Raw genomic sequence first — 15,504 nt, 5'->3', positions numbered from 1 at the left:
TGTTCATGATGCAAATGTAGGAGCCAGAAAATCATTTGCAAGAAAACAGGTAAAAAAAGATGCAATTTTCCCGAGGGCGGCAAAATGAGCGCGGTTTGCGTACTTTTAACCCGTGTTAACCAGATCAACCTTCTTCCCTTTCTTCTTTTTTCTGCTTCTGTCCTGCCTGAGTTTTTCTCCTTCAAAGGTTTGGTCGCAGGCTACCTACAACTATGAAACCGGGGAACCGCAGGACACAGCCAACCAGTTCAGCCGCCGCCTGCCCTGGCTCTCGGCCGGAGGTGCCACCCTGTACTTTGGTGGTCTGACTTTTCTTAACCAAGCCTGGTACAGTGAAAAAGACCGCACCTCCTTTCACTGGTTCAACGATGCCCGCGAATGGAAACAACTGGACAAAGCCGGCCATCTCTGGGGCGCCTTCCATGAAAGTCGGTTAGGCGTTGATTTGCTACTGAAAGCGGGTGTGTCCGAGAAAAAAGCCATCTGGTACGGTGGCGCCCTTGGTTTTGTGCTGCAAACCCCTATTGAGTACTTTGATGGCCGCTCACCCGAGTACGGCGCCTCCATCTCTGATATAGCGGCCAACGCTGCTGGCTCCCTGTTGGTCATCGGGCAGCAACTGGCTTGGGGCGAGAACCGGATTATACCCAAATACTCTTTTCACCGCACCCGCTACGCCGCCCTGCGCCCTAACGTGCTGGGGAAAGGGCTATCTGAGGAATTCTTGAAAGACTACAACGGCCACACGTACTGGTTGAGCGTGGACTTGGCCAAATTTCTGCCCAAGGAAGGCCGCTTCCCCAAATGGCTCAACCCCGCCATTGGTTATGGCGCTGAGGAAATGGTCTTTAATGATGCAGATGCCAACAGCGCCATCGGCCTGGCAGCGTACCGGCAGTATTACCTGAGCGTGGATCTTAACTGGCAGGCCATCCCCACCCGCAGCAAATTCCTGAAAAGCGCCTTCTATGTGCTTTCCATCTTCAAATTCCCGGCCCCGGCGCTGGAGTACAACAGAAGGCAAGGCTGGAAAGCACATGCGCTTTTTTTTTAAGGCACAAGTTACGCTTCGCTAAACTTGCGGAAGGACAAAGGTTGGTCATGTGATTACCTCCGGCACCGGAAAGGACATCAGAAAATCACTTAACCTCACAGTGGCCAAAGGCTTGAGCAGGTGTACAGGCGGAAAAAAACGGGCATCGCTGTTGATCTTGGCCGTGGAGGCAAAACGGGCATTCCCGTGGGTTTCTGGTTTGGTAAGTAACAGTTGGTTCTGCTTTTGCTGGACAATTCGGTTCCAGGGGAAAAGCTTGGTGGTGAACGGAAACTTGGGCCCCCAGGGCTTCACCTGCGCGGTAAAGAACGGGTGGTTTCCGGTGCTTACCTCCACGGTCCGGGTGCCTTCTTGGAAGTTGAGGAAACTAAAAGCTGCCACTTCCTTGGGAATGCCCCAGTTCGCGCGGCCGCTAAAGGCACTGGCCTCGGTGGAGACGTATATCTTGGAAACCGAGAAAGTCAGCTTGCCTCCCAGCTTGAAGATGGCCGGCAGATACAGCAGCTCCTGGTAAGGCCCTACCCCTGAGGTCTCGTAGTCCATCAGCATCACGGCACCCAGGCGGCTATGGTATGCCTCTCTTTGGTAATCGGCCAGGAAACCATGCTGCAAGTTGAAGTCTTTGGGAATGGAGTACAGCCAGACTACGCCGTTGCCGGTCAACTCCCAGGGAGCAGGAACCAGGTGAATGTGTTGGGTCATAGTTTATCCGGCTGTTCCAACATTTTGAACGGTTTCTTATAACCACAGTTGCCGAAGCCTTTTAAAGAAGCCCTGTAGGCCAGAATCCCATCTATGAAACAAAGGCTACAAACTGCCTCTGCCCATGGTAGAACTCTTCCGGCCGTGCCCGCTTCCTTTTGCGTATCTTTGCAAAAGGCCTTTGCTTTAGGCCTGTTTTTCAGAAAACAGACGATAAACGACATGAATATAGGAGACCGCGTGCGCCTCATGCACGGCAAGGAACAAGGGGTGATTACCCGCTTCCTGGACAACAACCTGGTAGAGGTAGCCATTGACAACGATTTCACTATTCCGGTGATGCGCCGTGAGGTGGTGGTGATTGCCCCCGAAGAGGACCAGATGTTCCGGAACGCCCCGGCGCCGGAGCCGGCGAAGAAAAAAGAAGCACCCGTACTGCCTTCCACGGCGGTGGCCGGCATTTACGTGGCTTTGGTCCACCAGACGCCCGAGCTGCTTGCGGTGCATATCGTGAACAACTCTGAGTTTGATCTGCTCTTCACCTACGGCGAGGAAACCGAGAAAGGCTACCGCGCCCAGAACAACGACAAGCTGCCGCCCAAGAAAACCAAACCAGTGGCCCACCTCCACCTCAACGATTTTGAGAAGTGGCCCGACCTGGTGGTGCAGTACCTGCAGCACAAAACCGGCGCCAACACGCTGCTGGAGCCCGTGACCCGCAAACTCAAATTCAAGGCTTCTTCTTTCTACAAGAGCAAGAAAACCGCCCCGGTGTTGCAGAAAGAAGGCTACGTATTCCAACTGGACTCCAAGCCGTCCCTGGTGAACCCAGATCAGATTCAGGAGCAACTCACGGAATCAGCGGCGACGGCCGAGAACACCAAGGTAGCCGTGCCCAACCATGAGGTGGACCTGCACATTGAGAAACTACTGCCTAACCAAGACCCCAAGCAGATGAGCAATTCTGAGATTCTGCGCCTCCAATTGACTGCCTTTCAGGATAATCTGGACCGCGCTCTGGCCGCCAACATGCACGAGATCATTTTCATCCACGGCACCGGCAACGGCGTCCTTAAAAAGGAAATCCAGAAGGTCCTGAGCCGAAACCCGCACATCAAGTTCTACGAAGACGCCCGCAAAGAAAAGTTCGGGTACGGAGCCACGAAAGTGCAGTTGAAATAAGGTCTTTTTCTGCCTTGATGATTTTGCAGGAGGTGTTGAACCAACACCTGGCAATCAACAGTGACAATCCATTTCTCCGACATGGATTATCTCTCTAACCACGTGTAACGTGCATTTCTTTCTCCTTCACAGGGGGGACAAAATGTAGATGATTTTCCAACAAGGTCATGTTTCAGGCAGAGCGGTGTTTCAGGCTTGTTTTTAGAAAAACAGGCTTAAAACACCGCTTCATTTTTTACCCTAGGGGTTAGGGCTTGGCAGGGTGGTCCATTTCCGAAACGTGCAGATTGCGCAGGAGCGGAAACTTCTTGTACTGGTGCTCCTGCATCCGTTTGAGGATATCATCCAGCACGGCCACTGATTTGAGGATGAAAGGCCCTTTGTTCAGCATGACGCAGTCGGCGCGTTGGGCCATGGCGGCGTCCGTGATCTCGGCGCGGGAAGGGCGGCCTTTTTTGGTGAGTTTCTCCAGCACTTGGGTAGCCCAGACTACAGGCAGATGGGCAGCTTCGGTTATCCATAGGATCTCTTCCTGCACCTCGGCCAGGCGTTTCCAGCCCAGTTCCACGGCCAGATCGCCGCGGGCGATCATAATGCCGGCCGGATGTTGCTGCATCAGAGTGAGCAGCAGCAGGGGCAGCTTTTTAAAGGCAGCCTTGGTCTCTATCTTAAGCATGATCCCGATGTGACCGGCGTTAAGGTTTTGGAGTTCCTGCTGCAGTTCCTCCACCATGCCGGGGTTGCTCACAAAGGAAAGGTTCACCACATCGGCGTGCTTGACCACAAAGGCCAGGTCCTCGCGGTCTTTCTCGGTAAGTTTGTGTAGTTGCAGGTCACTTTCAGGAAGGTTGATGCCTTTGTCAGGTCGCAATTTGGTTCCTTCCTCATCGGCGGCAGTGATCTTCACCAACAGCTCATCGGGGGTTACTTTTTTGATTATGCCCTCTATTTCCCCGTCATCAAACATGATGGGCTCACCTTTTTTCACCCGACTGAACACCTCGGGCAAGGTGCAGGAGATGTGGGCCGCCGCAATTTGATTTCCTTCCTGGTCATAGCGGGCGGGCTCGCCGGGAATGTTCTCACGGTGCAAAATCAACTCCTGCCCTGTTTTCAGGGTGAGCGGGAAAATGACCGGCGGCAGGGCCTCCAGCTTTTCCTTGAGCTCCTTCCCTTTTTCCAGCGCCAGCCTTAGCTCCGTGCCTTGGCTTAGGTACGCCGACTGGCGCAGATGCACCAATGCCCCACCGCCTTTCATTTCTGCCACGGTAAAGGTTCGTTTCCGGCGACGGGTGTCTTTGAAGGTGATCTTACCTCCAACTTTCAGGTGCGCGAGCCATTCTGCCGATACCCGCAGGGTTTTGTCTATCCTTCCCGGTGCCGGTACTCCCGGGGGCGCCAGCCACACCGTTGCCGGCGCGGAAATCTGCCCCAGTTCATCTATTTTGGGGTGTATGCCCACGACCTTAGGCCCGGGTTTTAATGCCCCGGTACGGAGTTTGGGTCCCATTAGGTCAAAGAGGATAATGCAACGGCGGCCCACCTCCTGCTCGGCTTTCCTTATTTGCCCCACCATTTTCTCCCAAAGGGTAGTATCATCATGGGCACAATTGATGCGGGCGCAGTTCATGCCGGCCTTGAGCAGGTCCCGCACCAAAGGGTAATCATCTGCCATGTCGGCGGCGAAGGTGATCATGATGCGGCTTTCCCGGTTGGGTGAGGGTTCCCCCAGCAAATCTGTGATGTGCGAGGGCAGTTCTGAAGGAATGGAGGCGAAAGGCACCACCTCAGGCGAGATATTGGTAAGGTGGGCCAAAAGCAGGCGCAACTGGTTCCTGACGGCGATAAGGGTGGCCTTTACGTGGCTTTCGGCGCGGCCCAGGGAAGAAAGTCCCAGGCGGGACAACTGCCCCTGCAGCTCCCGGATGTCATGTTTGCGTAAGGCCAGGTAGTGCAGGAGGTTCTTGCTGCTTTCTTTGTACGACAGGTGCACCTTGTTCACCACCGGTCCGAATTCCTCTTCCAGCGCGGCCGCCTCCTGCAGCAGTTCCTCCACCTTTTTCAGCAAGCCTTTGATTGATTTTTCAGAAATAGTGTTCATGGCAGCAACCCTTTATCCTCCTCTCTTTACGTTTAGCACCGGTGGGCAAGCAATGCCAGGGCTAGATTTTTTGCCTAATTCTTCTAAGCGGATACTTTTAATCCTTTTTCCTTAAACCAGTCTTAAAACTGAAACTCTGTCCTCTGTTACTAGCAGGTTTTGCAGGATAGAGTACCAGTTAAGGCCTATTAGACACGATTTCACGAAAACAGCCGGTAAACAGAGGCTGGGTTTACGGGCAAATCCGGTCCAAAAGACCTACCTTTGTAAAAAATCGGTGAGCCGGCTTATCGCTGCGCCTTCGGGCGGGGAGGAAAGTCCGGGCAACGCAGAGCATCCTGCTTCCTAACGGGAAGGCACCTGGCGGGAGACGGCCAGGTGACAGCCAGTGCCACAGAAAAGTACCGCCACCGATTAATCAGGAATGGGGAGTTAAGAATTAGGAGTCATTCTTAATATTAAATTCTTAATTCTTAATTAAAAGGTGGTAAGGGTGAAAAGGTGCGGTAAGAGCGCACCAGCGGCTAGGTGACTAGTCCGGCTGGGTAAACCTCAGGAGTTGAAAGACCAAATAGGCTGACAGCGCCTTGTCTTAGGGCAAGGCTAAGGGCTGCTCGTCCGATGTCAGCGGGTAGGTTGATGGAGCCCCTTCGTGAGGACGGGCCTAGATAAATGATAAGCCATTTGCCCCAGGGCAGAGGACAAAACCCGGCTTACAGGCTCACTGATTTTTTTTATTTTTCTCTTTCCTCCTTTCTTCAAGTTTCAGGCATACTTCTGCACGCGAAATTTCGTACCCCAGGTAAGGCAACAACAAGACAGAACCTACGCGTATAAACGGGCAGTCTTCTTTTCCAGGGCTGGCAGCAGTGTTGTAACGGTCCTCCAGATTGCTGTTTAACCCAATTTTGCTTCTGTGTATGCTTTTAGAAAAGAGAATTCCCTTATCATACATCTACAATAAGATCAAAACTGACTTATTGATCATCATCTTGATTGGGGTTTGCGCGCACTTTCTCTCCTCTGCTTTTGTAGATAATATTCCTGAGATGCCCAGCAATATTCCGGCATTCCTGGGAACCGCTATTACGGTCTTATTATCCTTTAAAATAAGCCAGTCATATGACCGGTGGTGGGAAGCCAGAAAAGTGTGGGGCGCCATTGTGAATGATTCCAGAAGCTTTGTGATTCAGTTGCAAACCTATATTCCAAACGCTTTTTCCCCCATCATTACCACCTTGGCTTACCGCCAGATTGCCTGGTGTTATTCTTTGGGACAGTCGCTAAGAGGCCTTGACCCGCTGGAAGGAACTCAGCATCTTTTAACGGAAAATGACCTGAACCAAATAACTCCGCACAAGAACAAACCCCTGGCACTTGTTCAGTTGAACGCATTAGACATCAAACAACTGCAGGCATCCAATGAAATAGATACTTTCAGACAAGTACAGCTTGATTCCACCTTGGTAAGGCTGGTAGATTCCATGGGGAAAGCCGAAAGAATCAACAGCACGGTATTCCCTAAAACCTACCGGTTATTTCTGCACTTAGCCATCTACCTTTTCGTGATCACGCTTTCTATTTCTTTAAGGGAAATTGCGCTTATTTACGAATTGCCATTACTGGTAATCCTTTCTTCTATTTTCCTATTACTGGAGAAAACTGCCTACCATTTACAGGACCCGTTCCGCAATAGGCCCAGTGATACTTCCGTAACGGCCATAGCCAGAACCATCGAGATCAATATACGGCAATTACTGGGCGAAAAGGACATTCCGGACCCAATACAACCCCATGGATTTTACCTTTTGTAGCCCTTATTATTTTGATTATCGGCTACATTTCTTTACTCAAACAAAGAAGAAATAAAAAGAAGAGCCAGCAGACCGGAACCATGAGTAAATTTTGACCAGGTTTTCTTCTTTGGGGCATAAATCATAAAAACAGCCATAAAACCCTCTGTCTGTCATAATTTTGCCTTCTGAACGTTGACCATAGAAACCCAGGCACACCTCGGCATTTCTTTTGCAGGTGACCTGGAAGAGAGAAGCGCATTATAGATGAAGAAAAGAATTATTCTCCTGGGCCTGGCACTGGGGTTATTGGGCGGTACTCCCCTCTTAGCCCAAGGCAACTGGGAACTGCAGAAAAACGAGGATGGCATTGAAGTGTACACCCGTCAGGTACCGGATAACAACTTCAAAGAGATAAGGGTAGTATGCGAGGTGCCCGGAACGGCGGCCCAACTGGTAAGTTTGCTCAAAGATGTGGAGCACCATTCAGATTGGGTATACCTGAACCGGAAGACCGCCCTATTAAAACGCAAAAGCGAGAACCGCCTGGTCTATTACACTGAGGCCGACATGCCCTGGCCGCTTACTGACCGTGATATGGTGGTAGAAGCGGCCTTTTCCCCGGTCAGAAACAACCAGGCCCTCGTGGAGGTGAAAAGTGTCAACGACTTCCTGCCTAAAAAGAAAGAATTCATCCGGATTCCTTCTTCCCTGGCGGTGTGGGAGATTACCCCGGGCAGCAATGGTCATATTAAGGTGGAATATACTTTTAAGGTGAATCCCGGCGGCTCTGTGCCGGCCTGGCTCGTGAATACCACCGTAGCCATTGGCCCGCTTAAAACTTTCCAGAGGCTCAGGAAAACTTTGGCCCAAAGAGCGCTGGCGCAGAAAAATTAACCTTTTGGAAAGGAAGTTATTTCAAGCCTGTTTTTGAGAAATGAAGCTTAAAAGGAGTTTTGGGCTAAGAAACTACTAACGACTGTTTGCTTATACCGTTAATTTCTCAAACTAACAAGCGTTTTTGTGAAAGTTTTTAATCTTTTTCACCAAAATATTTGGAAGTGATTAGAGGAGGCTGTATGTTTGAGCATCCTTACAGCAAGACAATGATTCAGCGCAATTCTTACTTTTACGGTTTTTACTTTTTTGGACCTCAGCCGGGGCTCAACAGGTAAGACTTTGCGTTAAGATACAATAAGAAAAACCTCAGAGCCCCGCCTAAAGCGGGGCTTTTTTCGTTATGAACAGAGCCTTAAAAATCGCCATCCAGGGAGGCCCCGCCTCTTTCCACGAAACCGCCGCCAAGCAGCTTTTCCCGGCGGCCCACCTCCACATGGTTTCCTGCGCCTCCTTCCCGGAGCTGTGCGAAGCCCTGGAATCTGGCCTGGTGGATTTTGCCGTGATGGCCGTGCAGAACTCCCTGGCGGGTCCGCTGTTGCCCAACTACGGCATGATGGACCAGTATGGCCTTTCTGTGCTGGCAGAACGTTGGCTTCTGTTAGATCAAACCCTGATGGCGCTGCCGGGCCAGAAACTGGAAGACATCCAGGAGATCTGGTCCCACCCCATCGCCCTGCTGCAGTGCTGCGACTACATCAACAGCCTGGCTGGCATCAAAACGAAAGAAACCTCTGACACCGCAGACACCGCCCGCATTTTGCAGGAAGGCAAAATCACCGGGGTGGCTGCCATTGCCAGCCGTAAAGCCGCCGAGTTGTACGGCCTGGAGGTACTACAACAAAACGTAGCCAATGACGTGGAGAACTACACCCGCTTTGTGGTGCTCTCCCGCGAGAAATTAAACGCAGAAGGAAACAAAGCTACCGTGATCCTGTCGGCGGCCGAGGTAAAAGCATCCATGGACAATATCCTGGAACAAGTGGAAAACGGCCTGGAACTGACCATGCTGCAGCCGCTTCCTTTAGAGAACCCAGGTCAACGGGAGCACTGGGTACTGGAAATGGAGGGCCAACTAGCTGAAGAAATCTCCCAGGCACTGGAAGCGCTTACTGTGGTGGCTCCCAACCTGAACGTGATTGGCCAATATCCGAAGGCTGAGGCGCCGCTTCCTCAGGACCGTCTGGCAGGCTGCATTTCTCCAATTGTAAAGGCCCAAATTGAATTAGTATGATTATCTCCAGCGCCAACCGACTACAGCATGTGCAGGAGTACTACTTTTCGCGCAAACTGGCCGAAGTACGGGCCCTTAACGCCCAGGGCCGCAACATCATCAACCTGGGCATCGGCGACCCAGACATGGCTCCCTCAGAGGACACCATTCAGGCGCTGGTAGATACCAGCCGCAAGCCAGGCGTGCACGGCTACCAACCTTACAACTCCATCGCGCCGCTTCGGCAGGCCATTGCGGGCTGGTACGGGCGCACTTACAACGTGGACCTGGACCCTGAGACGGAAGTGTTGCCGCTTATGGGCTCCAAAGAAGGGATTTTCCACGTGTCCATGGCGTTCCTGAACCCCGGCGACAAAGTGCTGGTGCCTAATCCTGGTTATCCGGCCTATGCCGCGGCCGCCAAACTGGTAGGCGCTGAACCGGTCTTCTATTCTTTAAAGGAAGAGAACGGCTGGCTCCCCCAGGAAGAGGAACTGGAGCAATTGCTGGCCGGAGGAGACATCAAACTCATGTGGGTGAATTATCCGCACATGCCCACCGGCGCCGAGGCTACCGCCGAGGTTCTGGAGAACCTGGTGCAACTGGCCCTCAAACATAGATTCCTGCTCGCTAACGACAACCCGTACAGCCTGGTGCTGCCCAATGAGAAGCCATTAAGCTTGTTGTCTTTGCCCAACGCCAAAGAATGCTGCCTGGAATTCAACTCCCTGAGCAAATCGCATAACATGGCCGGTTGGCGCGTAGGCATGGTGCTGGGCCGCCAGGACTATCTCCAGTGCGTGCTGCGCGTGAAAAGCAACCTTGACTCCGGCATGTTTCTGCCGGTGCAGCACGCTGCCATCCAAGCTTTGTCTAACCCAGATGCCTGGCACGAAGCCCGCAACGCGGTGTATGCCCAGCGCCGGCAGAAAGTTTATGAACTGTTGGAACTCCTGGGGTGTTCCTACGAGAAAAATGCGGTAGGCATGTTTGTCTGGGCCCGGGTACCAGACCAAGTGACCAACGTGGAAGCCTTTTTAGACGAAATACTCTACGAAGCCGGGGTCTTTCTTACCCCGGGAAAAATATTCGGGACGCAGGGCGAGCGTTATCTCAGGATTTCCCTCTGCCTCCCCGAAACCAAGATTGAAGAAGCAACAAACAGAATTTCAAAACACTTAACCTCGGCCAAAACCGAAATCTCCTTATGAGTACGAAGCACCTAAACCTGTCGCCTAAAACCATCTTCAAACGGGCCGATGGACAACCCTTGATTATTGCCGGTCCTTGCAGCGCCGAAAGCGAAGAGCAGATGTTGGCCACCGCCCGCGGTTTGCAGGCCGTGCCGGAAGTAACCATTTTCCGCGCCGGAATCTGGAAACCGCGTACCCGTCCGGGAGCTTTTGAGGGAATTGGCAAAGTAGGTTTGAAATGGCTGAAGACCGTGAAGGAAGAAACCGGCCTTCTGACTGCCTGCGAGGTAGCCACCGCTGAGCACGTGAACGATGCCCTCAAGCAAGGTGTGGATGTGCTGTGGGTAGGTGCCCGTACCACGGTAAACCCATTCTCAGTACAGGAGATTGCGGATGCGCTGGAAGGCGTGGACGTGCCGGTACTGGTAAAAAACCCGGTAAACCCAGACCTACAGTTGTGGCTGGGAGCCCTTGAGCGCCTGAACCGCGCCGGCATCACCGATCTGGCCGCCATTCACCGGGGCTTCTCGGCCTTTGATAGCCGTCCGTACCGCAACCACCCCAAGTGGAACATGGCCTACGAGTTCAAGAAACTGCTGCCTGAGATTCCTTTGATCTGCGACCCAAGCCACATTGCCGGCAAGCGTTCTTTGCTCCAGCAGATCAGCCAGGAGGCCCTGAACCTGCAGGTAGACGGCCTCATGATTGAAACCCACTGCAACCCAGACGTGGCCCTGAGCGATGCCGCCCAGCAGGTAACCCCCGAAGGTTTGAAAGACCTGTTGGCTTCTCTGGTAGTAGAGCGCGTGGTTTCTTCTGCCACCCAGAACGAGGAAGAACTGAGCGAGCTCCGTAACCTCATTGACTACCTTGACAATGAGTTGATCAACGTGTTGGCCCGCCGCTCTGCGGTAGCCAAGCAGATTGGTTTGCTCAAGAAAGAGAACAAGATGAACCTGCTGCAAACCGGCCGTTGGGAACAGGTGATGGAGCACCGCCTCAAGGCCGCTGCCCGCGAAGGCTTGGAAGAAGTATTTGTGAAAGCCATCTTCCAGGAAATCCACCAGCACTCCCTGCACGTGCAGGCCGCCTCTGAGCCCACCAAAGTTGTTTTATAAGAAGTGATTTAAGGTCGTTTTTAAGAAATCGGCCTTAAAACCAAAAGCGGAAACCCCGGTCTGAAAAGGCCGGGGTTTTCTGTTTATGGGCTAAAAACGGAGATGGGGAGCAGACTTTATTGAAAATAGTCCAGCCATCTGCTGAGAAACAGGGCTTCCATCTGAAATGTCCACTATGGCTTTCAGGTAACCCCAAAGGCATGGTCTGGAAACAAGAAAGACCCTGATGTAGAAATGTTGTAGTAGTCTCTTTACCCCTGATGTAGTATTGTAGTAGGGCAATTTGAGCCTGAAAATCAGGAGAAGAGTACTTTTGGAAGTGAAGACGGCAATAAAAGGTGCCCTTATCCCCCATTCACTCCAAATTTCTACTGCATGATCCACCATTACTATGCCTTTCTTTTCAAAAGCAAATCCTTAAAGAAAACGATTGGTTCTTTGGGGTTGCTACTGGCCCTGTCTTCTTCAGGGCAGGCCCAAACTGTGGTCTGGGAAGAGAACTTTGACGGACCTACCATCAATACCAATAACTGGACTTTTGAGGTGGGAGACGGCTGCAACCGGAATCTCTGCGGCTGGGGCAACGCCGAGTTGCAGTATTACACAGACCGTCCGGAAAACGCGCGCATAGAAAACGGGAATCTGGTCATCGAAGCTCGCCGCGAAGCCTTGCAGACCCGCCAGTTCACCTCGGCCCGCCTTAAGACCGAAGGTAAGTTGCAGTTCAAGTACGGCACCGTAGAAGCCCGCATCAAAGTCCCCGATCTGCAGAACGGCCTTTGGCCCGCCCTCTGGACCTTAGGCACTGTGGGTGGCGTGTGGCCAGCCATAGGGGAGATAGATATCCTGGAGATGGGTATCAGGGATGCCATCCAGGCTGGGCTCACCAATAGGCGCGTAGGGGCCGCCGTGCACTGGGAGCACAACAACAGCCAGGCAGATTACGGCACCCACTATGATACCCCGGCTAACCTGAACAACGATTACCACACCTACAAAATGGTCTGGACAAGCCAGTCCATCCGGATCTACGTGGACAACCATGAGTTCTTCGCCTTCAATACCGCCGGTGCTGCTGGCAGTGATTTGGAGGAATTCCACAACCCACATTTCCTGGTATTGAACCTGGCCGTGGGCGGCAATTACCCCGGCATTACCAATCCATCAGGTATTACGGCGCCTTTACCGGCCAAGATGTACGTAGACTACATCAAACTGTACCAGAACGCCGGGGATGACATCTCCACCGGCCAGGAACCCATCTCCGCCGCCGGCAATTACGGTATCTACACCGAGACCACGCAAACCTTATCCAAACTCAGCTACACGAACGACGCCAACCTCTACCTATGGGAAGGAACGCTCTCCCAAATCACTGCTCCGGCTCCTGTTTCCTTTGAAGGCACCGAGGTCATCGCCGTGAAGGAGACCGGAGGCAAAGGTTGGTACGGCTTCGGGATTGCGAACAAGCCCAAAAACCTATCGGCGTTTGCCGCCAACGGCTCGCTAAGATTCCATATGAAAACCACTGCCACCGGCACGCTAAAGGTGGGCATAAAGAGCGGCGAGGTGGAGAGTTGGGTGAACATCCCGGAGACCGGTGATCAATTCGGGTTGGTGCGCGACGGCACCTGGCACCAGGTTTCTATTCCATTGTCCAGGTTCATGACGGTAAGCGGCTTTAACCTCAACAACGTGAACCAGTCGTTCATGGTGGCCTCCGTGACACCTCCACCCGCCGGTGCCGAGTTATTCTTTGACAACATCTATTACAACCCCGGCCCCTTGGGGGTGAAAGAAGACGCCGAACTGAAAGCCAGCGTGCGCCTCTACCCGAATCCTACCTCCGGTGAGCTCCGTTTCTCCGCTTCTAAAAACCTGGACGGCAGCACCCTTGTGATCATGGACTTGGCCGGGCGCGAGGTGATGAAAACCAGGGTAAAAGGAAACAAAGTCAACGTGCAGGCTTTACCAGCTGGACTCTACATGCTTACCATGGAGCATAACGGCAAAATCACCTATAAGCGATTCATCAAAAATTAAATACTGGTAATAAATAGAATCATAGGAAAAAATAGGATTAGGTAAAAAGGAGGCTCCCTATGGGAGTCTTCTTTTTTTTGCCCTTTCTAAGTCTGTTTTCCAAAAATCGGCCTGGAAATGAATGTACCCTGCCTTGGCTTTGCCCTTCTCCTGGTGGTTGAACACGACGGATTTTGATGACTGGCCCTACCTTTTTGCCCGAAACAAAACCCCTACCCGCTCGTTCTAAATAACTTATCATAAGCCTTCAACAGTTGCAGGAAAAAGCGGAGAGATATGGAAAACAGTTGGCAAGAACATCACCAGGGTACCACTGCTACCTTGAGCACGCAGGAAAGCAAGACACCTGCCTACGATATAGCCCAGATCATGGGCGGCCTTTACGGCGAGGGAATCATAGGTCTTAAAGGCGCCTTCAGCCGGGAATGGGTGCAGCAATTGCACCAGGACGTTCTGGAGCTCTACGAAGATGCCCTCCAAAGGCCTGGCGGGGCGGTGGGCCGAGGTCCCAAGCGGCACTACGTGGAGATTCACCCCGAAAATATCACCGGCTTCATTGACCTGGTCACGCACCCTTGGGTAACCACCGTGTGCGAGGCCGTGCTGGGGCCAGACTACAAGATTGTGGAGATAGGGTTTGACGTGCCTAACCCCGGTGCGGTAAACCAACCCTGGCACCGCGACTTCCCGGCCCCCGAGGATACCATTATAGGGCGCCGCCTCAATTCCCTGGCATTCAACCTCACAACCGTGGATGTGTTTGAAGACATGGGTCCGTTTGAGATTGCGCCCGGCACCCAGTGGGACTTACCCGATGGCTTTGAGCACGGCATGTTTCCGCCCAAGTCTCTGTACCCGCGCTACGAGGCCCGGGCCCAGCGTAAAATGCCGCAGATGGGCGACATATCGGCCCGTTCAGCGCTCACCATCCACCGGGGCACCGCCAACGGATCAGACAAGGCCCGTCCGGCGCTGGTGCTGGGGGTAGACGCGCCCGGTGGCATCAACGCCGAGCGCCACGACCTGCAGGTTTCCAGGGCCTTTTTTGAAAAACTCCCGGAAAGCGTCCGCCAGCACCTCACCTACCGGTTGGTAGATACCTTAGAACCCATTGTACAGGCCCACACCATTGAAGGGCTCATGATGGGCGAAGCCTAAGCGCATCATAAACATGAAATAACTAGTTCAAAAAGGTCATTGTTCTTTCACCAAAGGGCAATGACCTTTTTGCTTCCGGGCTAAAAATGTTAAGTTAAAACATGGTTTACCACATCTTAAATGGCGATGCGCTAACCGACCGGTTTAAAGCCACGGGTTTAAGCGGGCAGATGATAGTGACTCGGGAATGCCTGGTGGAAGGTGACCTATCCGGCGACACCTTGCCGGAGTTTTTCAAGACCCGGGCGCGCTACCTCAGCGCTGCTTACCAGGCTACTGAGGAGGAATACGCCACCGCCGTAGTAGCGGAAATGAACCGCTTGCTCTCCTCCCCAGAAAACTCAGAATTCAACCTGTGGTTTGGCTATGACCTTTTCTGCCGGGCCAACCTATGGTTCATTTTGTCTTTGCTTCATGATTTGCCCGGAATAAAAGAGGTCAATGTCGTCTACCCGGCCCATCTGAAGAAACAGGAAGTATGGCAGGACTTCGGAGGGGCCACCTTGGAGAACTTGCTTTTTTGCTTTGAGCACCGGATAAACTTGAAAGAGGAAGACCTCACCTTAGGCAAGGAACTATGGACCGCTTTCAAAGAGAATGATTTAGAAAAGCTTGAAAAACTTTCCTCTAAGTCCTCCCCTGCTTTTCCCTACCTGCGGGAAGTATGCCAGGCCCATTTAGACCGTTTTCCAAAAAGCGGAGAAGAGCCCAGACCGGAGCGAACAATTAAGGAAATCATCAGAAGTTCAGACTCAGACTTCCCCTCCGTTTTCCGGGCGTTTTCAGAAAAAGAGGGCATTTACGGCTTCGGAGATTCGCAGGTGAAAAGGATTTATGATAAAGTGGTGCAAGCGGGCTGAATCAGGTTTAACCATCAAGTTAAATTCTGGACCTGTTTAGTAAGTAGAAACAGAATTGCTGTCTGAAAGGATTATAACGACGTTACATTATAACGTCGCTACAGGAGAATGTAGCGTCGTTACACCGTAACGACGTCATCCGTAAGGATAAAAGGGCGCTGGCTTCCCTTTAGCAAGGCCTTAAAAAAAT

At 52.4% G+C, this 15,504-nt stretch carries 12 protein-coding genes and 1 other RNA gene; 11 read left to right on the top strand and 2 right to left on the bottom strand.

From position 1 onward, the window contains the following. Positions 1-112: 112 nt before the first annotated feature. The gene (locus tag J3P35_RS11150; RefSeq protein WP_317195370.1) at positions 113-1,054 is read left to right on the top strand and encodes a DUF2279 domain-containing protein; all 942 of its coding nucleotides are present in this window, start codon (positions 113-115) and stop codon (positions 1,052-1,054) included. A gap of 45 nt (positions 1,055-1,099) precedes the next feature. Here J3P35_RS11150 and J3P35_RS11145 read toward each other — a convergent pair whose 3' ends face one another. Next, positions 1,100-1,756: an acetoacetate decarboxylase family protein gene (locus J3P35_RS11145; RefSeq protein ID WP_210464681.1), complete on the bottom strand. Its 657-nt coding sequence runs from the start codon at positions 1,754-1,756 to the stop codon at positions 1,100-1,102. Positions 1,757-1,978: 222 nt separating this feature from the next. On the opposite strand from J3P35_RS11145, the gene J3P35_RS11140 reads away from it, so the two are divergent. Continuing rightward, complete coding sequence (locus J3P35_RS11140) at positions 1,979-2,938, top strand: Smr/MutS family protein (RefSeq protein ID WP_210464680.1); 960 nt, start codon at positions 1,979-1,981, stop codon at positions 2,936-2,938. Positions 2,939-3,185: 247 nt separating this feature from the next. Here J3P35_RS11140 and J3P35_RS11135 read toward each other — a convergent pair whose 3' ends face one another. Beyond that, entirely contained in the window at positions 3,186-5,039 is a 1,854-nt protein-coding gene (locus tag J3P35_RS11135) for a pyruvate kinase (RefSeq protein ID WP_210464679.1), read from the bottom strand. 274 nt (positions 5,040-5,313) lie between these two features. Here J3P35_RS11135 and rnpB point away from each other — a divergent pair. The 9 genes from rnpB to J3P35_RS11090 all read left to right on the top strand — a co-directional run bounded on the left by rnpB (position 5,314) and on the right by J3P35_RS11090 (position 15,314). Continuing rightward, positions 5,314-5,771, top strand: an RNA gene (rnpB, locus tag J3P35_RS11130) — RNase P RNA component class A. A gap of 188 nt (positions 5,772-5,959) precedes the next feature. Further along, positions 5,960-6,853 (top strand): bestrophin family protein, encoded by an 894-nt coding sequence (locus J3P35_RS11125; protein ID WP_210464678.1) that lies wholly within the window; start codon positions 5,960-5,962, stop codon positions 6,851-6,853. A 246-nt stretch (positions 6,854-7,099) separates the two neighbouring features. Further along, positions 7,100-7,729 (top strand): START domain-containing protein, encoded by a 630-nt coding sequence (locus J3P35_RS11120; RefSeq protein ID WP_210464677.1) that lies wholly within the window; start codon positions 7,100-7,102, stop codon positions 7,727-7,729. Between the two features lie 343 nt (positions 7,730-8,072). After that, the gene (locus tag J3P35_RS11115; protein ID WP_210464676.1) at positions 8,073-8,963 is read left to right on the top strand and encodes a prephenate dehydratase; all 891 of its coding nucleotides are present in this window, start codon (positions 8,073-8,075) and stop codon (positions 8,961-8,963) included. Next, a complete protein-coding gene (locus J3P35_RS11110) occupies positions 8,960-10,153 on the top strand; it encodes a pyridoxal phosphate-dependent aminotransferase (protein WP_210464675.1) in 1,194 nt (397 codons plus the stop codon). Before J3P35_RS11115 ends, J3P35_RS11110 begins: the two co-directional genes overlap by 4 nt. Then, a complete protein-coding gene (locus J3P35_RS11105) occupies positions 10,150-11,253 on the top strand; it encodes a chorismate mutase (protein ID WP_210464674.1) in 1,104 nt (367 codons plus the stop codon). Before J3P35_RS11110 ends, J3P35_RS11105 begins: the two co-directional genes overlap by 4 nt. Positions 11,254-11,628: 375 nt before the next feature. Next, entirely contained in the window at positions 11,629-13,296 is a 1,668-nt protein-coding gene (locus J3P35_RS11100) for a family 16 glycosylhydrolase (RefSeq protein WP_210464673.1), read from the top strand. Positions 13,297-13,572: 276 nt separating this feature from the next. After that, the gene (locus tag J3P35_RS11095) at positions 13,573-14,454 is read left to right on the top strand and encodes a phytanoyl-CoA dioxygenase family protein (protein WP_210464672.1); all 882 of its coding nucleotides are present in this window, start codon (positions 13,573-13,575) and stop codon (positions 14,452-14,454) included. A 101-nt stretch (positions 14,455-14,555) separates the two neighbouring features. Then, complete coding sequence (locus J3P35_RS11090) at positions 14,556-15,314, top strand: DUF1835 domain-containing protein (RefSeq protein WP_210464671.1); 759 nt, start codon at positions 14,556-14,558, stop codon at positions 15,312-15,314. The last annotated feature ends 190 nt before the right edge of the window (positions 15,315-15,504 follow it).

This window comes from Rufibacter roseolus (assembly GCF_017916365.1).
GTDB classification, from domain to species: domain Bacteria; phylum Bacteroidota; class Bacteroidia; order Cytophagales; family Hymenobacteraceae; genus Nibribacter; species Nibribacter roseolus.
This window is presented reverse-complemented; position numbering and strand designations above follow the sequence as displayed.